This window comes from Desulfoluna sp. CYM3A (assembly GCF_056829965.1).
Map to the genome: position 1 here is coordinate 6,207,094 of NZ_CP186556.1, position 22,007 is coordinate 6,229,100.

Consider the following 22,007-nt stretch of genomic DNA (forward strand, 5'->3'; position numbering starts at 1 on the left):
TGGAGGCAGAGCCTCCGTGCATCATTCCCAGGCGGAGCCTGGGAACGAAAGAATATCGTGGCGTGTGCTTGCATGACCGTTCCGATTTTTCGGTTACCGTTGCTCGCTCCCAGGCTCTGCCTGGGAGTGTCGGCAGCAAGGCTCCGCCTTGCCGGTGTGAAGCATAGCGGCGTAATGGATTTCCCTTACCGGGTGAAGCGATTTCGGGCGTGGAGGCAGAGCCTCCGTGCATCATTCCCAAACGGAGCCTGGGAACGAAAGGTAAGGGTATTGCCCCTTGCCTTTGGCATTCAGAACGGGCGCAGCCCGTCAGCAAATGCGCAGGGCGAGGAACGAGTCCCGGAGTATTTGCGAACCTGGGTTCCAAGGGCTCAGCCCTTGGCCGCCGGAGGCACGCTTTTCCCTGGCGTTTTTACTGCTGCTTTATTCCTGCTTAACTTGCGATTTGTATACTCCCTCCCGACAGATGTTTGATGACCTGGAATTTTTCTATGCGGAGGGCGTATGCTTGAGTTGGCGATTAAGGGTGGAAAAGGGTATTGGGCGTGGATTGCGGGGCTTCTGGCGGTGCTGGTGCTGGGGGCGTTGTGTTACGGGCAGCAGCTTGAACACGGGCTGATGATCACGGGCCAGAGCCGGGATGTCTCCTGGGGATTTTACACGGCCCAGATGACCTTTCTGGTGGGGGTGGCGGCAGGGGGGGTGATGCTGGTGCTTCCGTATTACCTCCATGACTACAAGGCCTTCGGGCGGATCACGGTGCTGGGGGAATTTCTGGCCGTGGCCTCCATTGTGATGTGTTTTCTCTACCTGCTCATTCATTTGGGGCAGCCCTTCCGGGCCCTGAATATTTTCCTCAACGCCACGCCGTCGTCTATGCTCTTCTGGGACGGCAACGTGCTGATGGCTTACCTTCTTATGAACATCATCATCGGGTGGAATGTCCTTGAGGCCGAGCGTAACGGGGTGGCACCAGCCCCCTGGGTGAAAGTGCTGGTGTATCTTTCCATTCCCATGGCCTTTGCCATCCACACCATGACGGCCTTTATCTACTGCGGCCTTCCAGGTCGGGGGTTCTGGCTGACGGCCATCCTGGCCCCCCGGTTCCTTGCCTCGGCTTTTGCCGCCGGTCCGGCCCTTCTGATCCTGCTCTGCTTTGTTATTCGAAAGGTCTCGGACTTTGACCCCGGCCAGAAGGCGATCAAGACCCTTGCCGTCATCACTGCCTACGGCATGGTGGCCAACCTCTTTTTTCTGGGGTGCGAGGTGTTTGTGGCGTTTTACTCCCGGATTCCAGAGCACATGGACCACCTGAAGTACCTCTACGTGGGGCTCCACGGCCACGGGGTTCTCGTTCCCTGGATGCGGGGCTCCCTGCTTCTCATGGGGGCGGCAGCGCTCCTGCTTGTTCCCCCCGTGACCAGAAACAATGAGACGATCCTTGCTGTTGCCTGCCTCAGCGCTTTTGTGGGCATCTGGATCGACAAGGGCCTCGGCATGATCATGCCGTCTCCCCTCCACCATGTCACCGAGTATGTGCCCTCCTTCATGGAGCTGATGATCTCGGCGGGCATTACGGCCATCGGTCTTCTGGTCCTTACCGTGCTGTACAAAATAACCCTGGGCGTGAAACGAAGCAATTGAGACGCTGAGCCACCCTCTGCCTCCGGTGATTCTGCCGGAGGCAAAAAAATAAGTTAAATTGTTACCTTTGAAATGATCAACTGCGTGGCGGTGAGGGTGGGCCGGTGATGTTATGAGGAATGCCTACAGGGGGCTCCCTTCATTGAAACAATGTTGATTCTTTTACTTGAAATCTATATACCATTCTTCAATTTTAAATCACATATTGCTTAAATGGGGAATGGCTATGAGGGTAAGAGGGGTAGGGGCGAAATTAAATATCCTGACAGGTATTCTGGTTCTGTTGACCTGTGTTGCGGTGACATCCATCAATTATCGTATCGGGCGGTCCTGCCTTGGAACGTTTATCGAGGCGATCCACATGCCGGCGGTGATGAAGAATATCTCTTCCGTGGTGGATGATCGGTTGATCTGGCCTGCGAAAAGCCTGGACATGGTGGCGGAAAACCCCTTTTTGATTCGGTGGGTCAAAGAGGGAGAGCCCGAAGCGGGCCGTGAGACGGTGTATGAGCTCCTCAAGGGCGTCATCGGAAGCCTGGGCACCGGTGGGGCCAATGTGGTGCTGTGGGACAACCAGAGCTATTACGACATGCGGGACGGGAAAGCGAGCTTCAAGACACTTTCACCTTCCGACGCCTGGTTCAAGGCGTTTAAGGAGAGCGGGAAAACCCTCGATATCAACCTGCACATCAATGACCCGGTGTATGGTTCCATGGCCTTTATCAACCGTCGCATTGAATCAGACGGGCGCTTCCTGGGGCTGACCTCCGTTTCTCTGGACCTTGCGACCTTCAACCACCAGATTACGGACACCACCGTGGGGGAAAAAGGGGAAACCTACATGGTGGACCGCACGGGACGGGTGATGTTGCATCGGAACCGGGACCTCATTCAACGGCAGACCCTTGCGGACAAAGCCGGGTGGGGGGAGCACGCCGAAGCCGCTCTGAGTAAGAAGCGTTCAGTCATCCGTCTGACCGATGCCCGGGGCGATGCCATCATCGCCATGACGCGCTTTGTCCCGGAACTGGGGTGGTACCTTGTGGCCGAAGCCAATGAGGATGAGCTGATTGAGACGGTGAGCAGCACCCTTTTAAAAGAGATGAACGGAGCCTTGATCGCCATCCTTGTGGTCACCTTCCTGCTGCTTGCCGTAGGTGTCGGGGCCTGCCTGTTCTCTGTATCACCATCACCGGCCCATCAACGAAACCGTTGCCCGAATCAAAGACATTGCCACGGGGGAGGGCGGATGGACCTCAGGCTCTGTAGGGGGCGCAAAGATGAAATCGGAGAGCTGGCTTCCTGGGTCAACACCTTCATGGAAAAGCTCCAGAACATCGTGGCGCGGATTTCGAGGAGCGCAGAGGAGGTGACGGCGGCATCCGAGGAGTTGCTGGGCATCTCCCGGGACCTGGTCAATGAAACCCGTGACACTTCGGAAAAAGCCTCTGCGGCCAACGCCGCCACCGAGCAGACGGGCTCGGGCATCGAGGCCATCTCGGAAACCATGGCCGATACCTCCCGTCAGGCGGCGGGGATTACCTCCGCAGCCGATGGGATGGGGGTGGCGATCCAGGCTGTCTCCAAGGGGGCCGGAGAGGCCATGCAGCAGACCGGAGCCGCTGTGGAGACAGCGGACAGGACCCTTGAAACCATCACTCGCATGGGGCGGGCCGCGACCCAGATTGAAACGGTCTCCGAGGCGGTCACGGAAATTTCCGAGCAGACCAAGCTGCTCTCCCTCAATGCCACCATCGAGGCCGCCCGGGCAGGGGAGTACGGCAAAGGGTTTGCCGTGGTTGCCGACGAGATCCGGGCCCTGTCCCTCCAGACAGCCGAGGCCATTGAGGCCATCAAAAAAACGGTTCAGGGCATCCAGGATGCCACCCGGGAGAGCTTGGAAGAGATCCATGCCATGACCGAGGCCGTGAAAAACACCCACAATATGGTGGGGGGCATGGAACAGGCTGTGGACGCTCAGGCCGCATCTACCCAGGACATCACAAGGCACATCAATCAGATCGCCGTGGGCATCGATACGGTTTCCGAACGGGTCAGGGCAGGGAGCCTGAGTGCCCGGGAGACCACCGTGGATATCAGAAATGTCTGTGAGTCAGCGGAACGGATGTCCGGCAGCGGCAGGCAGGTCCAGGGAAGCGCCGAGCAGCTCAGCGTTCTTGCCAGGGACCTGAGGTCTGCCATCAGCAGTTTCAGGATTTAACACCCTTCGCCTTTGTTTGCATGTGGGCGGGTTTATTGGTGAGCATAAAACCGGCTCCCACGCGGGTGATCTCGCGGTTGTAGTCGATGAGGCTGTCTCCGTACCCGTGGAAGCCCTGGATCATAAAGAAAACGCCCCCTTCGGTGACGGGGATGCTCCAGGTGAGGCTTGCGGCCCCTTTTCCTTCCCGCAGGTTGCCCCGGGCCATGAGGTGGATGAGCTGCTCTTTGGCGAACTGATACTTGATGTTGAACTCACTGTAGCCCATGAAGTCAGCAATGTCCGGGTTGTTGCTTCCTTCGGAGCCGTCTGAGGAGACGTCTTTGCTGTCTTCGGTGATGTACCAGAGTTTCAGCCAGGCAAGGAGGTTGCCGTCGGCGTAGAAGGGGGTCACGTAAAAGCGGTTCCAGCTTCGGGAGTCGGGCATGTCCTGGCCGTTGGATTCGTGCTCGAAGCCGAGGTCCGCCCCCATCTTGTTGACAAGGGGGCCGTTTCCCAACAATTGGTGAAGGGGGCTGCCCGGCAGGAACCGGTAGAAGATCTCCGGGGTCTGGGGGCCTGCCCCGTCTCCCGAAAGGGGAGGAGCTTGTCGTGATTGTAAGCCTGCCAGAAGGATTTCTGGGTGTAGGCCACGTGGAACCCGGTGTTCATGATCTGTTTTTTGAGGCTGAACTGAAAAACGAGTTCGCTGTGTTCGCTGTGGTAGGCATCGGACCAGGTGAAGGGCATGATCCAGGTGGCCTTGTGCCGGGAGATGCCCTGGGCCATGTCGGTGATGGTGTAGTCAAAGGCGCGGGCGGGTGTTGAAAACACAAGCCCGGCAAGGAGCAGGAGGAGGAGAAAAGCACGTGGGCGCATGGGGGTTACCTTTTCAAAGCTCGCATGGGTCTGAGGGCCTCCGCGCGGAAGGCCCCGGTGAGAAGCGTGCTGCTTGCATATCAGCGCCGTACGTTAGCATGAAAGGCTGATTTGTGAAAAGGCTTCACGTGATGTGTACAATGTTTTGGGTGGGGGCGCCGCATCATGAATACCTTGACGCCACAGGAGCCGGAGGGCTTACCGGGAGAGCATGATGCCCACACCCACGCGGGAGACGGACCGGTTGTAGTCGATGAGGCTGTCCCCGTATCCATGGAATCCCTGGACCATGAAGAAGGCCCCGCCGTCGGTGATGGGAATGCTCCAGGTGAGGCTCGCGGCCCCTTTGCCCGTTGCCGGGTTGCATCGGCCCATGAGGTTGAAGAGCTGGTCCCCGTAGGTCTGGTATGTGAGGTTGAGCTCTCCGTATCCCATGTAATCGGCGATGTCCGGGTTGTTGCTTCCGCTCTTTCCGTCTTCGGGTACGTCTTCGCTGTCCTCTGTAATGTACCAGAGCTTTAGGGCCACAAGCAGGTTTCCGTCGGCGTAGTACGGGGTGAGGTAGGCGCGGTTCCAGCTTCGGGACTCGGGCATGGAGCGGCCGTTGGACTCGTGCTCGAAGCCGATGTCCAGGCCCAGGTTCTGGCTTCCCAGGGACTGGAACAGGTCGTTGCCGGGTTCAAAGCGGTAGAAGACTTCAGGGTTGTAGTTGGTCTCCCGGAAAGGGCTGGACTCGTCCGTGTTGTAGGCCTGCCAGAAAGATTTCTGGGTGTAGGCCCACGAGAGCCCCTTGGCCTCCATGATCCGCTTTTTGACGCTGATCTGAAAGACCGCTTCGGTTTCGTCTCCGTTGTATTCATTGGACCAGGTAGCGGGCATGATCCAGGTGGGTTTGTGAAGGATAGAATCCTCTGGGCCACATGGGTGATTATCGCCGTGGCCCTGCCGGTTGTGTCACGAAAAGGGTGGCCGTGAAAAACGCCAGGGCCACGATAGAACGAAAAATCATCAGTTTGTCCTGCTTGGAAATGATGGGGTGGTCAACTTAAAGGGAAGACACCGCACCGTGCGGTATCCTCGGATGTTCCCGCGGGGATGCGGGAACGGTGTTTTATCATATAACGGTCAATGGGGCGTTTCCCTTGAGGGAATAATGTCAGGGGGAGGCGCGAAGGCATGGCCTTCGCGCCTTTTTTTCTGGGGGGCTATACCTCGGGAACCGTCAGATCATTACCTCGATCTCCCGGATCCGATTCCGTTGAGGCGTTTGGCCGAGACCTTTTCCCGGGTGCCGATCTCCTGGGCGTAGATTGAGATCTTGAACTCTTCGATGGACCAGAAGAGGGCCTCGATGGCCTCTTTTTTCTCTTCGGAGGAGTCGGGGTTGAGGGAGGCCACCAGGCTGTTCATGGCCTGGACAAGGGGGCCACTTCCCGGGCTTTGATGCGGTCTTTTTCCGGGGCGTCAAAGGCGCGCTTGGCGACGCTACTGCCCGGATGCGGGCGTCGAGCCGGGTGAGGCGGCGGCCGTAGAGGTCGATGAAGTTTTTGGGGACCAGAAGGTCCAGCTCGTTTCGCATCATGCCGGTTAAGAGCTGGCCCGCCGGGGTCTTGGAGCGCCGGAGTTCCTCGGTATAGATGAGGCTGCTGGTGGCGTGGTACTCGGTGAGGATGGCCTCCACCGCGGCCAGGAGCTTGGTTCCCGTGGCGTAGAGTTTTTTGGACACCTCGCTGACGTGGGCCTCGAAGGCAGCGCGGGTACGGATATCTGCTGCAAAGAGCAGCTCCGTGGTCTTGGCGGCCAGGGCCGTGGTGAGGGGGGCGTCCCCTCCGAAGTAAGCTGCGCGTTTTTTTGCCTCTCCGGTGAGTTTCAGGTCTTTGGAGAGGCTTCTGACCTCTTTGGCCAGGCGCAGGGCTGTGAGGGCCGATACCCCTTTTCTGTGGAGGCGCAGGGCCTCCTTGTCGTGGCGGTGGAGGACAAGGTCCACGGAGCCTTTGCGTACGGTCAGGGCCGGGTAGGCAAAAAGACCTCCGGGCGCGGGGACGGAGGCTGGGATCTCGTCCATGGGCCATTCGATGAGGCCGGTTTTCTCCCAGGTGCGGCTCAGCTTTCGGAAGGCGTCGTCCTTGGGGGCAACAGCCTCGGCTGCCGGGGTGAGGAGGACGGATTTGTCCCGGGACGCGGCCAGCTCCTTGCCCTTGGCGCCGGTGACGGCGATGCGCACCTTGAGGTGATCGGGCACGGCCCCGGCCTGCCATGCGTTGGGGGGAATGCGCACCCCGAACCTGCGGGCAATGAAGGAGCCCAGGGCGGTGATGAGGGGGCGTGTGGGAAAGGCTCCCTGTTTCAAAGTGTCGAGCTCTTCCATCTCCCGGGCGATGACGGCCACGGTGTCGGAGACGGGCACCAGCCGCTTGCGGTGCTCCTTGGGCAGGGCCTTGATCATGGCCTCGATCTTTTCGGGCATGAGGCCGGGCACCACCCAGTCCAGGGCCTCTTTGGAGAGGGCTTTGGCCGAGTGGGCCGGAACGGTGAGGGTGACGCCGTCTTTCTCTTTTCCCGGTTCAAAGGCGTAGGAGAGGGAAAAGGTACCGCCCCCCACGGTGATGCCCTTGGGAAAGGCCGCCAGCTCCTCTTCTTCCGGGGTGTACCGGGCGATGGCCTCGGGGTCCATCATGAGGTGGGCGTCTCCCCCGGCCACCTTGAGGTGCCGTGAGAAGGTGCGGATGTCCCAGGTGTTGGTGATTTTGTCCGCGTAAAAGGAGAAAAGATCCTCCTCGCTGATGAGGATGTCCCGCCTTCGGATGCGGTCTTCCACCTCCCGCACGTCGTCGATGAGGGCCCGGTTGTGTTCTAAAAAGGTAAAATGCCGGTTGCCCTTGGGCACCTCCAGATCTCCTTCCACCAGGGCGCTGCGGATGAAGAGGCGGGTGGCCTCTTCGGGATCGGTGGGCCCAAAGAGGACCTTGCGGTCTGCGACGATGATCAGGCCGAAGAGGGTGACCTGCTCGTCGGCCACCACCGCGCCCATCTTCTTTTCCCAGCGGGGGTTGGAGAAGGTGCGCTTCCAGCTTTCTCCCAGTTCCTCCAGCCAGTCGAAGTTGATGCGCGGGCGACGTTCCGGGCAAAGAGCCGGGAGGTCTCCACCATCTCCGATGCCACGATCCATTGCCCCCCTTTGTTGAAGAGTCCCGACCCCGGGAAGATCATCACCTCACGTCCCTTGGTGGCGTTGTAGCGGTTTTTCTCCTTGCAGGTGGCGATGCTGGAGAGGTAACCGGCCAGGATGGACTTGTGGATGGCGGTGTACTCGGCTCCGAAGGTCGCTTTTTTCCCCTTTTGGGGCTCAGCCGGTCGGGCGGATTTTTGGGTGACGTCCGGGGAGAACTCCTTTGCAATGCGGGAGAGCTGGCCGTGGATGTCGATCCACTCGCGCATGCGCAGGAAGGAGACGTAGTTCTCCTTGCAGAAGGCCTTCATGGCACTCATTTTTTTGGTGCCCCCCATGTGCTCCTTGAAGCGCTTCCAGATGTTGAGCAGGGTCACGAAGTCGGAGCTGGGGTCTTTGAAGGCCGCGTGTTTCTGGTCGGCCTGGGCCTCCTTGCCGTCGGGGCGCTCCCTGGGGTCCCGGATGGTGAGGGCCGAGATGATGACCAGAACCTCTTCGAGGCAGCCGTTGGCCGAGGCATCGATGAGGATGCGGGAGAGCTTGGGGTCCACGGGAATGGAGGCCATGATGCGGCCGGTGCGGGTGAGGGCGTGGCGCACCTCGCCGTTTCGGCCCTTAGTCTCCTGGATGGCCCCGAGCTCCAGGAGGGTCTGGAAGCCGTCGGCAATGCTCTGGGGAGAGGGGGGATCCACAAAGGGGAAGGTCTCCACCCGGCCGAGTTTCAAGGAAAGCATGCGCAGGATAACCTCGGCCAGGTTGGCCCGCAGGATCTCCGGCAGGGTGAACAGGGGGCGGCTCTCCAAGGATGCCTCGTCGTAGAGGCGGACGCACACCCCGTTTTCCACGCGGCCGCAGCGCCCTTTTCGCTGGTCGGCGCTGGACCTGGAGATCTCCATCACCGGCAGGCTGGTGGTGCGGGTGCGCGGGGAGTAGCGGGGAATTCGGGCCACGCCCGTGTCGATGACGTACTTGATGCCCGGAATGGTGATGGAGGTCTCGGCCACGTTGGTGGAGACAATCACCTTGCGGCCAAAGGCGCTCTGGAAGACCTTTTTCTGGTCGTGGGCGGAGAGGCGCGCATACAGGGGCAGCACGGTCATGGCCTTGTGGCGCCTACCCTCGATCATGTCGCAGGCCTCTTTGATGTCGGCCTCCGTGGGCATGAAGATGAGGACATCCCCGTAGGGGCCCAGGGCCACGAGCTGATCCAGGGCGGTGACCGCGGCCTCCACGTAGCTGTCGTCCTTGGATTCCAGGGGCTGGTGGATCACCTCCACGGGGAAGGTGCGGCCGGACACCTCAATGATGGGGGCGCCGGAAAAGGCCTTGGAGAATTTCTCCGTGTCGATAGTGGCCGACGTCACAATGACCTTCAGGTCCCGCCGTTTTTTCACCAGGGTGCGAAGGATGCCGAGGATAAAGTCGATGTTCAGGCTGCGTTCGTGGGCCTCGTCCACGATGATGGTGTCGTAGGTGGAGAGGAAGGGGTCTCCCTGGGCTTCGGCCAGGAGGATTCCGTCGGTCATGAGGCGGATGGTGCCGTCTTTGTCCCCGGTTTCGTGGAACCGGATCTTGTAGCCCACGCTGTTGCCGGGTTCTTCGCCCATCTCTTCGGCCAGGCGGTTGGCCACGGAGACAGCAGCAATACGCCGGGGCTGGGTCACGGCGATGAGCCCGCCAGTGCCGCGCCCTGCCTCCACGCAGAATTTGGGGATCTGGGTGGTCTTGCCCGAGCCGGTCTCCCCGGAGATGATCACCACCTGGTGCTTCTTGATGGTCTCGACGATCTCTTCTCTTCGGGCGGTGACCGGAAGGTCCGGGTTGTAGTTGAGGGCAGGCGGGTTCTGGCGACGGCGGTTGCGCTCGTCCATGGACGCTGCAAGGCGCTCCCGGAGGGCGGTAAGCCTTCCCATGGCTTTCTCGTCCGGGGTGTTGATGCGTTCGAGTTTCTTCAGGTCCCGCCGCAAGGGGTGGCGGTCCCTGATCATGGTGCGGCCCAGGCTCCGTAAGGCCCGTTCCACCTCTTTTTTAAACGCCTGTGATTCCATGCGTCTCCTGCTCTCCACGGGTGATAAATCCTCCGGGGGTTTCCACTGTTACCCCGGCTTCGGCAGGGACACTTTAATGACAATGCCATGTAAAATCAAGGCCACGGCGAGGCGTGGGCAGGGCCAATGCATTTAAAAATGAGCCGCCTCGCGGTTGCTTTTTGAAAAAGCTCCGCAAAAACGTTCCGGGTAATCAAAAGGCGCTTATCTCCAGCCCCGCAGGGGCTGGAGATAAGTGCTTTGATAAATTGAAAAAGAAGAGGGCCTATGCTCTGAAGTAACGCACCTTCAAAAAACAAAATCTGCTTGTCAAACTTTTCAAAAGTTTGGCCCCCGGCAGGGCCGCCGGAGGCCAAAATCTAAATGCGTTAACCCTGTAGGCATGGGTTTCTCCCTTTGCAACCGTTCGGTTCAAAAGAGCCTGCTATGGTTAAAGTGGGGAAAAAGCAAGCCTTCGGCGGCAAGGTGGGCACCTTGAAACCCTTTGTTGCGTGCAGGGATGGATGGGCGAGGCTGAGGCCGGCTACGGATGAAAGGTGCTGAGCAGCTCGTCGATGCGGTCGTTTCTGCGGCGCGCTTCGGTGAGCATCTCAGGGTTGTGGGAGGCCTTTTCCAGGCTTTCGGCAAGGGCGAGGTTTTCTTGCCGGAGGGCGGTGAGCTGGTCTGTCAAGGAGTCCAGGGCCTCGTTGACCATGTCTGCTTCGTCCCGGAGATAGTCCCGTTCCGAAGGCGGACGGCGAAGCGGCGGGGGGGTTGCCTTGCCAGGAGTCACTCAAGGGGCGGGGTCCACTGAGGGGGCCGCAGATGCGGTGGGTCATAATTACCAGGTGGACGAAAAAAAAGAGGAAGAGAACCAGCACGGCGGGCACGAGGCGCTGGGCCAGCAGGAGAAAGACCTGGGCGGCTTCGTACTGGGCGTTGGGGTCGGAGGCGTCGAACATGGCGTGGAGAACAGGCAGGAGGGTAAAGGCGAGGGTCACGGCAAGGGTGATGGCCATGTACCCCAGGCTGACAAAGATCAGGCGGAGCTGAAGGGAGCGGTTGATGACATAGTTTCTCAGCTTGCGTTCATGATCCTTGGACATGACGGCTCTACCTTTCGATGATTGTGTCGGTTGCAAAGCTGTATTCGTAAACGGTTGCGGCACGTTTGTGCTTGGCCTGCATGGTGAACGGATTGTTGGGATTGTACGGGTCCTCGGGTGATCCTGCAACGATGGTGATGGAGACCCCCTTGGAGAGGGTGTAGTCGGTCAGGTCGATGGTGGAGGGCAGGCCGTCGTTGCGAATGGACTCCCCCTGGTCGCCGATGCAGGTGCCGTTCATGGAGAAATGGAATTTCTGGAAGTCTGCAAAGAGCTGAAGGTCGTGCTGGGTGGTGATATTGAAGGCCGAGGCGCTGGTGATCTTGAGGAAAATGGCCCCACCGGCAAAAAGGGCGGTGGTGAGAATGGCCACAATGCAGATCTGGGCGGGCGTCACAACGGGCTTTCGCTCTCGTCTGCGATGCGGCTTGGCATAAGGGTGTCGTCGGTTTTTTTTCCGAACGGTCATGGCTTCCCTCATGTGGGACGGCGGCCCCGGTGAACGGGTCCGGGTGCCGTTTGGCTGTGCGTCGTTGGGTGATGTTGCGGGAACCGATGAGTGTGTCGCTGGGTTGGGCTCCCATATGCTGTAGCTGATGAGGAACGTGCCTTGTCGGGTGACGTGGGGTGAGTCGGTGCGGATCATCGTGTGCATACGGGCATCCTTGGGCACAAGGGTCGGGTTCCAGGACCCGACCTGTGAAGTATGCGATATATTGTATTGAATCTCAACAGAATAAATCAGGGGCGCCGGTACTCCCTGCAACGGCCATGGGGATGCAGGGGCCTGCCCCCCGGACGGGGTGCAGGTCCTTTTTCGGGATGGCGGGTTACCCGGCGATCCGTCCGTTGGCTTTCAGGGCGGAGATCACCACTTTCTGGAGGAGCCTCTCCTTGAAGACCGCCGGGGTTTTAAGGGCCATGCGGTTCAGGTAGGGCTCGGCCCCAGCGGGCACGGGTTTAAAGAATTCACCGGCCAGGGACATGGCCACGCCGAGCTTGTTTTTGCCGGCCTTGGCCTTGAAGGCCCGCAAGGCACCGCCTAAGGCCACCTCTTCGTCGGTAAAGTCCGTGCCAAAGGGAAAGACCTGAAAGAGCCCCTCTTTTTTGTACGGGGCCAGAAAGGCAGAAACCTTTTCCGGGGTGTTGTGACGATAGGCTTCGGGGATCTCGTAGTGAGAGGGCACCTTGCCGGCTTTTTTGGCCCGGGCCAGCAGGTCGCCCTGGAAGCGGGAGTCGGCTATCTTGATGAGTCCCAGGATGACATCCTTGTCGGGCAGGCCCCGGACGTCGGCGATGCCGTATTCGGTCACCACGATGTCCCGAAGGTGCTTGGGCACGGAGCAGTGGCCGTAGTTGAAGACGATGTTGGGACTGCGGGTTGTCGGCGCTGCCCCGGGTGCTGCGGACCATCATGATGAGACGGCCGTCGGGAAGGGCATGGGCCATGGAGACAAAGTTGTACTGCCCCCCGATGCCGCTCACCACCCGGCCGTCGTCCAGGGCGTCGGAGACAACGGATCCGAAGATGCTGATCATCATGGCGGTGTTGATGAAGCGGCCGTCCTTTCTCTGGAGACTGCGGAGTTTTTCGTCGCCGTAGAGCTGGTTCACCTTGTCCACCCCTGACATGCCAAAGAGCTTTCTCTCCTCTTCGTCCATGGTGTTGAGGGCCTTGTAAAAACTGCGCGGACCAATGAAAAAGGCCCCTAAAATCACGCTGCCCCCGTTGAGCTTTTCTCCACGGATCGCTTTGATGGCCTGGAGGTTTTTCGGTACGGACAGGTCGGTTTCATAGGCGGTCTCCCCGTCGTAGAGTGTGCCGTCTCTCCAGGTCACCCCCTCTTTGAGAAGGCCGAAGGCGGTGAGGAACCGGACATCTTTTCGGCTTCCTGCACAGCCTCTTTTGACGAGAAGGTCAAACAGGTTCTCCGGAGACCCAATCCAGGCGTTTTTCGTTGATCAGCTCCATGAGGGGAACGCTCTCAAAGACCTTTCGCTTGAGGATGCCGCTTTTGTAGAGCTCCATGAAGGCGTCCACGAACATCTCCGAAGAGCCGTAGAGCCCTTGGGCAAAGGTGTCGGTGCCCCCGACCTTTTGGATCAGGTCACCGTAGGTGGCCGTGATCCCGGCCTTTTCAATGATGGTGTTGTACCTGGCATTGTCGGTGTGGCGAAGCTGGAGGCCGGAGAGACGATGGCGTCCCCCAAGTAGCCGATACCCACCTGAATGGTCCCCCCGTCCTTGACCAGGGCGCTCACATGGAGCCCGATGAGGTGGTCCACGTCGGAGACCGACTCCTTGGGCGGGCCGAAGAGTTCGTAGGAGGTGTTGTCGTTGTTTAAGATGAAGTCGTAGTCCGCAGCCGGGACCACGGCGTCTCCGTACATGAAGGGAAGGTTGGTGTTGACCTCGCCCACCACCGCCACTTTTTTGCCATTGGCCCGTTGTTTTTTCAGGGCAGCGATGCACTCTAAGCTGATGTCGGTGTTGCAGCCCATGGAGTACTGGGGGCCCGATCCGTTGCCGTCCCGCACGGAGAGCATCTGGCCGTAAACGTTGATGCCGAAATCGATGCCGTCCCGGATGACGTGGGTGTAGTTGGAGTTGAGGTGGTTCTGCTGGGCTTCGGGGCTGCCCATGTACCCCCCGGCTTTGTTGAAGAACTCGTAGAGCTTGATGTTTTCGGGCATGGTTCCGGCCCGGAAGTCTTTCATGTAGTCAAACTCCGGGCATCCGCCGAAGATGCGTTCCACAAGGGGACCTAACAGGCGTTTTTCAAGGTCGCTGGCTCCTTCGGGTTTTTCCAGGGCCAGGGCGGTGAGGATGGTCAGCTTGATCTGCGGGTTTCTTTTGGCGTGTCGGTAGAGTTCGTTGACAAAAAGGGCCGGTTTTCCCAAGGCCAGAGGCATGCCGAAACAGGATCCGCTTCCGACGGTGCGGATGACTTCTTCCACACAGGCGGAGGTGTTGTCATGGTACGTTGTGTTACTTGTCATAACCCATATCCCCCCTTGCTGTTTCAATGTCTCCATGGGGCTCGAAGCCCGCGGATCCTGCCTTGATACTATGGTGGCGCACATGAACTATGTTATTTTTGAAGATGCAGTAATGCCTGTAAAAAAACGTGGGAAGGAAAATACTATGAGTATTGTTCGGGAATGCTGTTAATACAAAAAGGGGGACGCGATCTCTTTGGGCTAAGACCAAGAAAAGGCAGGGTGATCGGCAGATACAGCACCGGCCGTTGTCCGATGATTTAGTCTCCATCAATCCATGGCAATGGTGAGGAAAAGATCGCCCCGTGACCCGTTGGGGTGGGGAAGCCCCAGGCCTTTTAAGCGAAGCCGTTTGCCCGGTTCGACACCGGGTGGCACGGTGATCTTGATGAGGCGGCCCTTGCCGAAGCGGAAGAGGTTGATACGCTTGACCGCCCCTTTGCGCGCCTCTTTGGGCGTGATGGCAAGGCTCCCGGTGAGGTTGAAGCCTCCCTGGTCCACGCGGACATGGATGATCTGCAGGCGCGGGGACCGTGACCGGACGGCCTGGAACCTGTGTGGTTTGGTGGGCGCCTTGCGGGCGCCCGTGACCAGAACAAAGGCCATGCCGCAGAGAAACCCGCCGATGTGCGCCCACCAGGCAATGGCGCTGGCACTGCCGCCGGTGGCGTTGAAGAACTGCATGAGAAACCAGATTCCGAGGAAGATGAAAGCCGGGATTTCAAAGAAAAGGGGGATGAAGAACAGGGGCACCAGAGTCAGGACCTTGGCCCGGGGGTAGAGGAGGAAATAAGCCCCCATGACCGCTGCCACGGCACCGCTGGCCCCGATGGTGGGCACGGTGGAGCCCGGATTCAAAAGCATGTGGGAGAGCCCGGAGACGACACCCCCGCCCAGATAGAAGAGAAGGTAGCGTACATGGCCCAGCCGGTCTTCCACGTTGTCCCCGAAGATGTAAAGGCTGAGCATGTTGCCGAGAAGGTGCAGCCAGCCGCCGTGGAGAAACATGAAAGAGACCAGGGCCGTCATCTGGCCCGCCACGCCAAAGTACTCCCAGGCCGCAGGGGTGGTGTAGCGCGCCGGGACCAGTCCGTAAATATGGTAAAAGTGGGCTGGTTGCGACAACGTCTGCAGAAAGACCAGGAGGTTGATGACAATAAGGGTGGTGTTCACCACCGGCAGGGTGCGGGAGGTGAGGGTATCTCTCAGGGGGATCATGGGCGGTCCCTTAGGCTCTGTGGTTGTGGGGTTCGGCTTTCATGGCTCCTATCCTGCCGATTTCGTCGGGTGCTTGCAAAGGGGAAGCAGGTCATGGGGCATAGGGGATGGGTTATAGAAGGCGGGGCGGTTGAAGGGAAAAAACCTTCAGTAGCCTTGCTGGGGGCTTCAAAACAACCGCTAAAGATCGACCGAAACGGAGCGCCGCACTCCGGTGCGGCTTTTTAGTCCGTCGTTACCCGTGCCGCACAGGAGTGCGGCGCTCCAGGGACAAGGGTGTTCGTGGCAGGGGAGCTGTTTAAAAAATGCTAAATGCCCTTCATCGTTTCAGCCTAAAATTGCCTCCGGCGGCCCTGCCGAAGGCGAAGACGGAAGCTTTTTTCAAAGCGACCCGCCGGAGGCTTTTATTCTATAGCAGCAGAAAATTCCGGATGCCGGTGAAGATGATCTGGGCGGAGATGGCCGAAATCATGAGGCCCGTGACCTTGGAGAGGATGACCACGCCCTGCTTGCCCACGGCTTTGACCACCAGGGGCGCGAAGAAGAGCATGGAACCCACAAAGCCTGAGGCCGTGAGGATGGCCGCACCGATCTCCAGTTTGGCCGGAAGGGTGGTGGCTTCTGCGCCGAAGAGGAGCAGGACCCCGATACCCCCGGGACCGACGGTGATGGGCAGGGCCAGAGGCACGATGGCGATGTCGTTGCCCTCCCCGGCGCTCTTGATGTTGGAGCTGCCTCCTACCATGGAGACCCCCGAAAGGAAGAGGATGCTGCCTGCCCCGATGCGGAAGGCATCCAGGGTGATGCCGAAGAGGGCAAAGAGGTATTTCCCGAAGAGAAAGACGCAGAAAGAGATGACGATGATGCCGAAGGTCACCCGCAGGGCCAGGCATTTTTTCTCCTTCTCTTCCATCTCCTGAGTCATGGAGATGAAGGCGGAGAGAACGAAAAAGGGGGTGAAGATAAAGAAGATCTTCAGGGCGTCGTTGATGAATAAAGAGAGGTCCACGGGGCTTGCTTCCTTGATTCAGAATACTACGCATGGGCACGCCGGGATACTTCGGGCTCCGGCAGCCGGGCAAACAGCTCCCCGGGTTTGGAAAACGACAGATGTTCCATGGGGAGGCAGCTTTGTATACACCAAATCAGGGAGGGATAAAACAGGAATTTGAAAGGATTTTATAAAATCTTGGAGGGGGACGCAAACGGGGAGTAGGGGATGGTGAATAGGGTGTAGTGAATGGTGAGTGGTGAATGGCGAGCCCGGCCTGCGTCATTGTATCGGTCACCGGGGTGTTTTTGATGACACCGCCCCAAAAGGCCGCCGGCCCTTGCGATTTTTCCTGAGGAACGAAGGAGAAAGCGCAAGGGCAATAAGCTTTGGAGGCTTCTTGTTGACTTTCCCCGGATTCTGGGGTTGGCGGGGCCGGAAGGGCCCTTGGGGCTGCCGCCCGTGGGGCGGGGACGCGTGCCCCGGAGCTTGGCCACCCGCTCTTCGATGGGAGGGTGGGTGGAGAAGAGGTTGGCCAGGCTGCGGCCCGACAGGGGGTTGGTGATGAACATGTGGGCCGTTGCCGGTTCCGCGTCCATGGGGATGCGGCTGGAGGCGGCCCCCAGTTTTTCAAGGGCGCCTGCCAGGCCTTCGGGGTTGCCGGTGAGCTGGGCGGCCGCTGCATTGGCCTGCAGGCATCCCGGCACCGAAGATGGCCATCTGCAGCAGCCACGGCGGCCATGGGGGCGATGATGCTCATGGCGATGAGGCCGAAGATGCCGGAGCCTCCTTCTTCATCACTGCGCCCTCCGCCGAAGATGGCGGCCCAGCGGGCCATGGACGCAAGGGTCATGATGGCACCGGCCAGGGTGGCGGCCACGGTCCCCACGAGGACGAACCCGGCCTCGACGTGGCCCAGCTCAGGGCCAGCACGCCCTTGACCTCTTCGGGCCCCATGAGGTCCAGGAGGCCCTGAGTGACGGCCACCACCCCGTGTTCAGGGTTGCGGCCCGTGGCAAAGGCGTTGGGGGCCTGCTGGGGGATGATGCACACCCTGGGCATGGGAAGCCCGGCGCGACCTGCAAGCTCTTCGACCATGGCGTAGAGTTTTGGCGCTTCGGTTCGGCTCACCTCCCTGGCTTTGTACATTTTCAGGACCATCTTGTCCGAGTAGAAGTAGGAGAAGAAGTTCATGCCCCCGGCCAGGACCAGGGCGATGACCATGCCAGCCTGGCCGCCGATGACACGTCCTGCCATCACAATAAGAAGGGTTAAGACCGTTAAGAGCATCGTGGTTTTGATCTGGTTGCCCATGGAAGACTCCTTGATGAGAATGAAATATTCGGGCTCGGAAACATCGCCCCTGCGCCCGGTACCTTGGCCCGCAATGGCTGGCGGTGCGGATTGCGGGACGTCGGTCTGCATTCTTTCTGGCCTTTGGGGCGCTGAAGGGGATGACTCCGAAGTGTATTCACCAAAAGATAAAGACAAATTTTGCTTTGGCAAGGGGCGGGGCCGCGTGAAACACGAAATGAGGCTTTGGAAAAACCGGCGGAAAAGGGATACTATGGGGGCTGGTTGTCATTCTGGGTCATTTTGGGTTATTCTTGGTCTGTCTCTTCAAAATGAGTTGACAAGAAATGGATGGGAAACTCTGAAACGCTGAAATGCATTGTTTCAAGGGGGATGGATGAAAAACAGGGGTCGTGGAAAAGACCTTCTAACCACCAGGGAGGTGGCCGATTTTCTCGGTGTCAACGAGAAGATGGTGTATCAGCTGATTTCGGACAAGGGCCTGCCCGCGTCCAAGGTCACGGGAAAGTGGCTTTTCCCCCGATACCTGGTGGAGCAGTGGGTGGAGAACAGCACCATCAACTACCCGGATGCCGCCCATATCCACACCGGCGGCAGCGGCCCCCTGGTGGTGGCCGGGAGCAACGACCTGCTTCTGGACCGGGTGCTTTCACAGTACAACAAGAGCAGCCGGGGAGAGCTGGCGGTCTTTGGCAACGTGGGCAGCATGGGGGGCATCCAGGCCCTCAAGAGCGGTATGTGCCATATCGCCTCCAGCCACCTCGTGTCCACCGACGATCAGGACTACAACTTTGAGTTTGCCGGTCGGGAGCTGGAGCGGCAGCCGGTGGTGATCAACTTCTGCCACCGGGAGCAGGGCATCGTGTACCGCCCGGGCTGGACCGATTTTTCCGGTGTGGCCGACCTTTCGGCGCCCGGGATTCGCATTGTCAACCGTCCCCTGGGAACAGGCACCCGGCTTCTTTTCGACCGGGAACTCAAGGCGTGCGGCATTGAGGCCGTGAGCCTCGACGGCTATGGCGAGGAGGTCTCCCGCCATATGGACGTGGGGCTGGCCGTGCTCTCCGGCCGGGCCGACGCCGGACCGGGCATCCGGACCGTGGCGGATCTCCTGGGTCTCGGCTTTTACCCCCTGCGACGGGAGCGGTTCGACCTGCTTGTGCTGCGTGAGTTCTATTTTGATCGAAGGGTTCAGGGCTTTCTGGCCCTGCTTCGGGAGAGCTCTCTCAACGAGTTGAAACAGGGCTTAACCGGATACGATATTGAGGGGAGCGGGCTGATGCGGTTTCCGGACGGTCCGTGACATGAACAACCAGATGCAACAAGGGATGGGATTTACCATGATGAAGAGACGATTTATGACCACGATGATGGCCCTTGTGGCGGCCATTGCCGTGGCGGGAAGTGTTCAGGCCAAGGCGCTCATGATGGCCACCACCACCAGCACCGACAACACCGGACTCCTGGACTACCTGGCCCCGGAGTTCACCAAGGACACGGGCATTGAGCTCAAGTGGACCTCTGTTGGAACGGGCAAGGCCCTGAAGCTGGGCATGAACTGTGACGTGGACGTGCTCCTCGTCCATGCGCCCCCTGCCGAGAAGAAGTACATCAAAGACGGCTACGCCGAGTCCCGCAAAGAGATCATGTTCAACGACTTTGTCATCGTCGGCCCCGAAGCCGACCCGGCAAAGGTCAAGGGCATGGCCGTGGAAAAGGCCCTTGCCACCATCCGCACCAAAGGCAAGACCTTTGTGAGCCGCGGGGACAACTCCGGCACCAACAAAAAAGAGAAGCTGCTCTGGAAAGCGGCGGGCGGCCCCCTTCCCGAAAAGGAAGCCTGGTACGTCCAGACCGGCCAGGGCATGCTGGCGTCTCTTAACATCACCGCAGAGCGCGGCGGTTACACCATGACCGACCGCGGCACCTACATCAAGTACAGCCACAAGAACGGCGGCAACCCGCCTTTGAAGGTTCTCGTGGAAGGCGGGGCTATTTTGAAGAATCAGTACAGTGTGCTGATCCTCAATAGCAGCAACTGCCCAGATGCCCAAAAGGAGCTGGCCGAGGCCTTCTCCGCGTGGATGGCAGGCGACAGGGCCCAGAAGCTCATCGCCGATTTCCGCCTGCTGGGCATGGCGCTGTTTACCCCCAACGCCCAATAAGGCCAGGACCAAGGAGGGGCGGTGGATTTTCTCGTTGACGGTTTTTATCGGTCCGGCCTTGCCGATTCAGGCAGACCCCCAGACCCTTTCGGCGGTCACCACCACCCTCAAGGCAGCCTTTCTCTCCATGGGCATGTCCCTTTTCATCGGGGTGCCCGCCGGGTTTTTCCTCGGATACTGTGAGTTCCGGGGAAAAAAAACGGCGCGCACCATCGTGGATACAATGTTGGCCCTTCCGACAGTCTTCATCGGCTTGCTGGTATATGCGTTCCTCTCCAATCGGGGGCCGTTGGGCGGGTTGGGCCTTCTTTTCACGATTCCCGCCATCTCCGTGGGCCAGACCATTCTGGCCCTTCCCGTCATCACCGCCCTCACTGCGGCAACTCTGGACAATCTGGACAACGGCATGCGGCTCACCCTGGTCTCTTTGGGGGCCGACAAGCGCCAGCTCTTCTTCACCACCCTGTGGGAAGTGCGCTACGGCATCGTGGCCGCAGCCATGACGGCCATGGGGCGGGTGATGACCGAGGTGGGGATCTCCATGATGGTGGGGGGAAACATCAAATGGCACACCCGCACCATCACCACGGCCATTGCCCTGGAAACGGGCAAGGGCATGTTCGCCGAGGGCATCGCCCTGGGACTGGTGCTGCTCAGCATCGCCCTGGTGGTGAATGTCAGCGTGTCGGTTTTCAGGAGGTAGGCATGCAAGCGCCTTTGTATCAGCTGGAAGAGGTGTCCCGGTGTTTCGGTGCGTCCAGGGCCCTGGATCGGTGTTCGTTTACCATTCCCGCAGGCCGGGTCACGGGCATTGCCGGGCCCAACGGCAGCGGCAAGAGCACCCTTCTGAGCCTTCTGGCCTTTGTGGAGCGACCCGATGAAGGTCGGGTCCTTTTTGAAGGTCGGGAAGAGCACCCCTTTTCCCCGACCGTCCGCCACCGCGTGACCCTCATGCCCCAGACCCCCTTTCCGCTGGATCGCAGCGTCTTTGAACAACTGTGCGCCGACCGCCTTCCTCAACAACAGACCACCGACGCGGCCCAGAAGGCTGCTCGGCCCTTGCCCGTGCTGCTCCTGATCCAGTGGTTTCACGGCGCAGGCGACACCGACATCGGCGAAGCCCAGAGGGTGGCCCTTGCAGCCCGCCTGGTCCTGGATCCTGAGGTGCTGATCTTAGACGAGCCCACGGCCAGCGTGGACGCGGCAAGCTCCTTTCTTATCCATCAGGCCATCCTCGCCTTTGCCGCCCAGCCCGGAAAAACCTTACTCACCAGCCACGATGCGCCTGGCTCGACAGCGTCAGCGACGAAGTCCTCTTTTTCTTTCGGGGGCGACGTGTCACCGAAAAGATGGGCCTTCTCCTTTTCGGTCCCTTTGCCAAAGACCCTGCCTCCGGCGCGTGGGTTGCCGGCACAGGGCAAGGGACCATTGCCCTTCCCGAACCCCCGTCGGCCGATGCCGTGGCCGCTATCCCCGAGCGGTGCCTTCGCATGGGGGCGGAAGAGGGGGATCACGAAGCCGGGTTCGACGCCGAGGTGCGGGAAACCGCCCTGGAAAAAGGCCGGACAGGCGCTCGGGTTACCCTCATCGGCGCCGGATTTCCCCTTACCCTCTCTTGCCCTCCCCACCAGCTCCCGGAACCGGGCCGCACCGTCCGCGTCTCCTATCCCCTTTCATCCGTCCAGTGGCTATGATCGGACGTCTTGGGGCTCGTTCCTCGCCCTGCGCATTTGCTGACGGGCTTCCCCGTGTTGAATACCGAGTCTGTATCAGGGGACCTTTCGTTCCCAGGCTCTGCCTTGGAATGACGCACGGAGGCTCTGCCTCCACGGTCGAGATGGCGGCGCGCGTAAAAGCATGGCCTGTGCATCAAGCCAGGCACATCGCATAAAAGTCGGCAAACGACGGCCGACGGCAAAGTTGCCGGAGGCGTGGACTACTCTTTGGGGTGGCGTTTTTTGAGGGCGTTGGCGGTGAAGGAGTCTTCGGTCTTGAGGATCTTGGAGCCCCGGGTGATCTTGCAGAGGCTGATGTTGTGGCGTTTGGCGATGCTTCGCTGGGTCTGTCCCTGATGGAGTTCCACCATGAGCTGCCATCGCATGGCAAGATCCGAGCGCTCCTTGGGGGTGAGGATGTCGTCAAGGAAGGCGCGCACCTTTTCCAGGTCGGTGGTCTCTGCGAGCACGCTCAATAATTCGTCGTAGGCCTCTTTCATCATGTCGCTCCAAGGGTAAGGTCAAAGGTCGATTGAAATGGGGTTATATCACAGAGAAGGTGTTTCTGTAAAAAGAAAC

Annotated in this window: 22 protein-coding genes and 1 pseudogene; 7 read left to right on the top strand and 16 right to left on the bottom strand. The window is 59.7% G+C overall.

Annotated features, from left to right (window positions below; translation table 11 throughout):
- The first annotated feature begins 504 nt into the window (after positions 1 to 504).
- Both dsrP and ACOYW1_RS31175 read left to right on the top strand, forming a co-directional pair.
- Positions 505 to 1,644, top strand: coding sequence for a sulfate reduction electron transfer complex DsrMKJOP subunit DsrP (gene dsrP / locus ACOYW1_RS31170; protein ID WP_482421027.1), 1,140 nt, complete (start codon positions 505 to 507; stop codon positions 1,642 to 1,644).
- A 361-nt stretch (positions 1,645 to 2,005) separates the two neighbouring features.
- The gene (locus ACOYW1_RS31175; protein ID WP_482421028.1) at positions 2,006 to 3,865 is read left to right on the top strand and encodes a methyl-accepting chemotaxis protein; all 1,860 of its coding nucleotides are present in this window, start codon (positions 2,006 to 2,008) and stop codon (positions 3,863 to 3,865) included.
- Here ACOYW1_RS31175 and ACOYW1_RS31180 read toward each other — a convergent pair.
- From ACOYW1_RS31180 to ACOYW1_RS31205, 6 genes are all read right to left on the bottom strand, one after another.
- Complete coding sequence (locus ACOYW1_RS31180; protein WP_482421029.1) at positions 3,855 to 4,337, bottom strand: phospholipase A; 483 nt, start codon at positions 4,335 to 4,337, stop codon at positions 3,855 to 3,857. The two genes, ACOYW1_RS31175 and ACOYW1_RS31180, sit on opposite strands and share 11 nt — an antisense overlap.
- A complete protein-coding gene (locus tag ACOYW1_RS31185; protein ID WP_482421030.1) occupies positions 4,256 to 4,723 on the bottom strand; it encodes a phospholipase A in 468 nt (155 codons plus the stop codon). Before ACOYW1_RS31185 ends, ACOYW1_RS31180 begins: the two co-directional genes overlap by 82 nt.
- A 198-nt stretch (positions 4,724 to 4,921) precedes the next feature.
- Positions 4,922 to 5,602, bottom strand: a complete 681-nt coding sequence (locus ACOYW1_RS31190; protein ID WP_482421031.1) for a phospholipase A — start codon at positions 5,600 to 5,602, stop codon at positions 4,922 to 4,924.
- A gap of 343 nt (positions 5,603 to 5,945) precedes the next feature.
- Positions 5,946 to 7,754 carry a DUF3418 domain-containing protein gene (locus ACOYW1_RS31195; RefSeq protein ID WP_482421032.1) on the bottom strand — a complete coding sequence of 603 codons (1,809 nt, stop codon included), beginning with the start codon at positions 7,752 to 7,754 and terminating at the stop codon, positions 5,946 to 5,948.
- Positions 7,709 to 9,940, bottom strand: a complete 2,232-nt coding sequence (hrpA, locus tag ACOYW1_RS31200) for an ATP-dependent RNA helicase HrpA (protein ID WP_482421033.1) — start codon at positions 9,938 to 9,940, stop codon at positions 7,709 to 7,711. The genes ACOYW1_RS31195 and hrpA overlap by 46 nt, the downstream gene beginning before the upstream one ends.
- A 523-nt stretch (positions 9,941 to 10,463) precedes the next feature.
- Entirely contained in the window at positions 10,464 to 10,712 is a 249-nt protein-coding gene (locus tag ACOYW1_RS31205) for a hypothetical protein (RefSeq protein WP_482421034.1), read from the bottom strand.
- A gap of 55 nt (positions 10,713 to 10,767) precedes the next feature.
- Between ACOYW1_RS31205 and ACOYW1_RS31210 the strand changes: the two genes are divergently transcribed.
- Positions 10,768 to 11,046 (top strand): hypothetical protein, encoded by a 279-nt coding sequence (locus ACOYW1_RS31210; protein ID WP_482421035.1) that lies wholly within the window; start codon positions 10,768 to 10,770, stop codon positions 11,044 to 11,046.
- Here ACOYW1_RS31210 and ACOYW1_RS31215 read toward each other — a convergent pair.
- From ACOYW1_RS31215 to ACOYW1_RS31255, 9 genes and pseudogenes are all read right to left on the bottom strand, one after another.
- Positions 11,033 to 11,680, bottom strand: a complete 648-nt coding sequence (locus tag ACOYW1_RS31215) for a hypothetical protein (protein ID WP_482421036.1) — start codon at positions 11,678 to 11,680, stop codon at positions 11,033 to 11,035. The two genes, ACOYW1_RS31210 and ACOYW1_RS31215, sit on opposite strands and share 14 nt — an antisense overlap.
- Before the next feature lie 175 nt (positions 11,681 to 11,855).
- Positions 11,856 to 12,365 carry an acetyl-CoA hydrolase/transferase C-terminal domain-containing protein gene (locus tag ACOYW1_RS31220; protein ID WP_482421037.1) on the bottom strand — a complete coding sequence of 170 codons (510 nt, stop codon included), beginning with the start codon at positions 12,363 to 12,365 and terminating at the stop codon, positions 11,856 to 11,858.
- Positions 12,366 to 12,471: 106 nt separating this feature from the next.
- A pseudogene (locus ACOYW1_RS31225) lies at positions 12,472 to 12,687 on the bottom strand (acetyl-CoA hydrolase/transferase C-terminal domain-containing protein); the annotation flags it as partial.
- A gap of 256 nt (positions 12,688 to 12,943) precedes the next feature.
- Positions 12,944 to 13,066 carry a hypothetical protein gene (locus tag ACOYW1_RS31230; RefSeq protein WP_482421038.1) on the bottom strand — a complete coding sequence of 41 codons (123 nt, stop codon included), beginning with the start codon at positions 13,064 to 13,066 and terminating at the stop codon, positions 12,944 to 12,946.
- Positions 13,067 to 13,128: 62 nt separating this feature from the next.
- Complete coding sequence (locus ACOYW1_RS31235) at positions 13,129 to 14,025, bottom strand: hypothetical protein (protein WP_482421039.1); 897 nt, start codon at positions 14,023 to 14,025, stop codon at positions 13,129 to 13,131.
- 270 nt (positions 14,026 to 14,295) lie between these two features.
- Positions 14,296 to 15,243 carry a rhomboid family intramembrane serine protease gene (locus ACOYW1_RS31240; protein ID WP_482421040.1) on the bottom strand — a complete coding sequence of 316 codons (948 nt, stop codon included), beginning with the start codon at positions 15,241 to 15,243 and terminating at the stop codon, positions 14,296 to 14,298.
- Between the two features lie 409 nt (positions 15,244 to 15,652).
- Complete coding sequence (locus ACOYW1_RS31245) at positions 15,653 to 16,252, bottom strand: MarC family protein (protein WP_180137290.1); 600 nt, start codon at positions 16,250 to 16,252, stop codon at positions 15,653 to 15,655.
- A 170-nt stretch (positions 16,253 to 16,422) separates the two neighbouring features.
- Positions 16,423 to 16,941 (bottom strand): hypothetical protein, encoded by a 519-nt coding sequence (locus ACOYW1_RS31250; RefSeq protein WP_482421041.1) that lies wholly within the window; start codon positions 16,939 to 16,941, stop codon positions 16,423 to 16,425.
- Positions 16,942 to 17,083: 142 nt separating this feature from the next.
- Positions 17,084 to 17,659, bottom strand: a complete 576-nt coding sequence (locus ACOYW1_RS31255; protein ID WP_482421042.1) for a M48 family metalloprotease — start codon at positions 17,657 to 17,659, stop codon at positions 17,084 to 17,086.
- 265 nt (positions 17,660 to 17,924) lie between these two features.
- Between ACOYW1_RS31255 and ACOYW1_RS31260 the strand changes: the two genes are divergently transcribed.
- The 4 genes from ACOYW1_RS31260 to ACOYW1_RS31275 are packed head-to-tail and all read left to right on the top strand — an operon-like array spanning position 17,925 to position 21,450.
- Positions 17,925 to 18,851, top strand: coding sequence for a substrate-binding domain-containing protein (locus tag ACOYW1_RS31260; RefSeq protein ID WP_482421043.1), 927 nt, complete (start codon positions 17,925 to 17,927; stop codon positions 18,849 to 18,851).
- 55 nt (positions 18,852 to 18,906) lie between these two features.
- A complete protein-coding gene (locus ACOYW1_RS31265; protein ID WP_246317700.1) occupies positions 18,907 to 19,713 on the top strand; it encodes an ABC transporter substrate-binding protein in 807 nt (268 codons plus the stop codon).
- Between the two features lie 34 nt (positions 19,714 to 19,747).
- Positions 19,748 to 20,416 (top strand): ABC transporter permease, encoded by a 669-nt coding sequence (locus ACOYW1_RS31270; RefSeq protein ID WP_482421044.1) that lies wholly within the window; start codon positions 19,748 to 19,750, stop codon positions 20,414 to 20,416.
- A 2-nt stretch (positions 20,417 to 20,418) separates the two neighbouring features.
- A complete protein-coding gene (locus ACOYW1_RS31275) occupies positions 20,419 to 21,450 on the top strand; it encodes an ATP-binding cassette domain-containing protein (RefSeq protein WP_482421045.1) in 1,032 nt (343 codons plus the stop codon).
- A 199-nt stretch (positions 21,451 to 21,649) separates the two neighbouring features.
- Here the strand turns inward: ACOYW1_RS31275 and ACOYW1_RS31280 are convergent, their stop codons facing one another.
- A complete protein-coding gene (locus ACOYW1_RS31280) occupies positions 21,650 to 21,931 on the bottom strand; it encodes a Trp family transcriptional regulator (protein WP_246317699.1) in 282 nt (93 codons plus the stop codon).
- Between the last annotated feature and the right edge of the window lie 76 nt (positions 21,932 to 22,007).

Coding starts and splice junctions, on each gene's coding strand:
- ACOYW1_RS31240 (WP_482421040.1), bottom strand. CDS start 15,243: ATGATCCCCCTGAGAGATACCCTCACCTCCCGCACCCTGCCGGTGGTG.
- ACOYW1_RS31215 (WP_482421036.1), bottom strand. CDS start 11,680: ATGCACACGATGATCCGCACCGACTCACCCCACGTCACCCGACAAGGC.
- hrpA (WP_482421033.1), bottom strand. CDS start 9,940: ATGGAATCACAGGCGTTTAAAAAAGAGGTGGAACGGGCCTTACGGAGC.
- ACOYW1_RS31190 (WP_482421031.1), bottom strand. CDS start 5,602: ATGCCCGCTACCTGGTCCAATGAATACAACGGAGACGAAACCGAAGCG.
- ACOYW1_RS31275 (WP_482421045.1), top strand. CDS start 20,419: ATGCAAGCGCCTTTGTATCAGCTGGAAGAGGTGTCCCGGTGTTTCGGT.
- ACOYW1_RS31175 (WP_482421028.1), top strand. CDS start 2,006: ATGCCGGCGGTGATGAAGAATATCTCTTCCGTGGTGGATGATCGGTTG.
- dsrP (WP_482421027.1), top strand. CDS start 505: ATGCTTGAGTTGGCGATTAAGGGTGGAAAAGGGTATTGGGCGTGGATT.
- ACOYW1_RS31185 (WP_482421030.1), bottom strand. CDS start 4,723: ATGCGCCCACGTGCTTTTCTCCTCCTCCTGCTCCTTGCCGGGCTTGTG.
- ACOYW1_RS31260 (WP_482421043.1), top strand. CDS start 17,925: ATGAAAAACAGGGGTCGTGGAAAAGACCTTCTAACCACCAGGGAGGTG.
- ACOYW1_RS31265 (WP_246317700.1), top strand. CDS start 18,907: ATGACCACGATGATGGCCCTTGTGGCGGCCATTGCCGTGGCGGGAAGT.
- ACOYW1_RS31255 (WP_482421042.1), bottom strand. CDS start 17,659: ATGCAGACCGACGTCCCGCAATCCGCACCGCCAGCCATTGCGGGCCAA.
- ACOYW1_RS31235 (WP_482421039.1), bottom strand. CDS start 14,025: ATGACAAGTAACACAACGTACCATGACAACACCTCCGCCTGTGTGGAA.
- ACOYW1_RS31280 (WP_246317699.1), bottom strand. CDS start 21,931: ATGATGAAAGAGGCCTACGACGAATTATTGAGCGTGCTCGCAGAGACC.
- ACOYW1_RS31180 (WP_482421029.1), bottom strand. CDS start 4,337: ATGGGGGCGGACCTCGGCTTCGAGCACGAATCCAACGGCCAGGACATG.
- ACOYW1_RS31195 (WP_482421032.1), bottom strand. CDS start 7,754: ATGGGCGCGGTGGTGGCCGACGAGCAGGTCACCCTCTTCGGCCTGATC.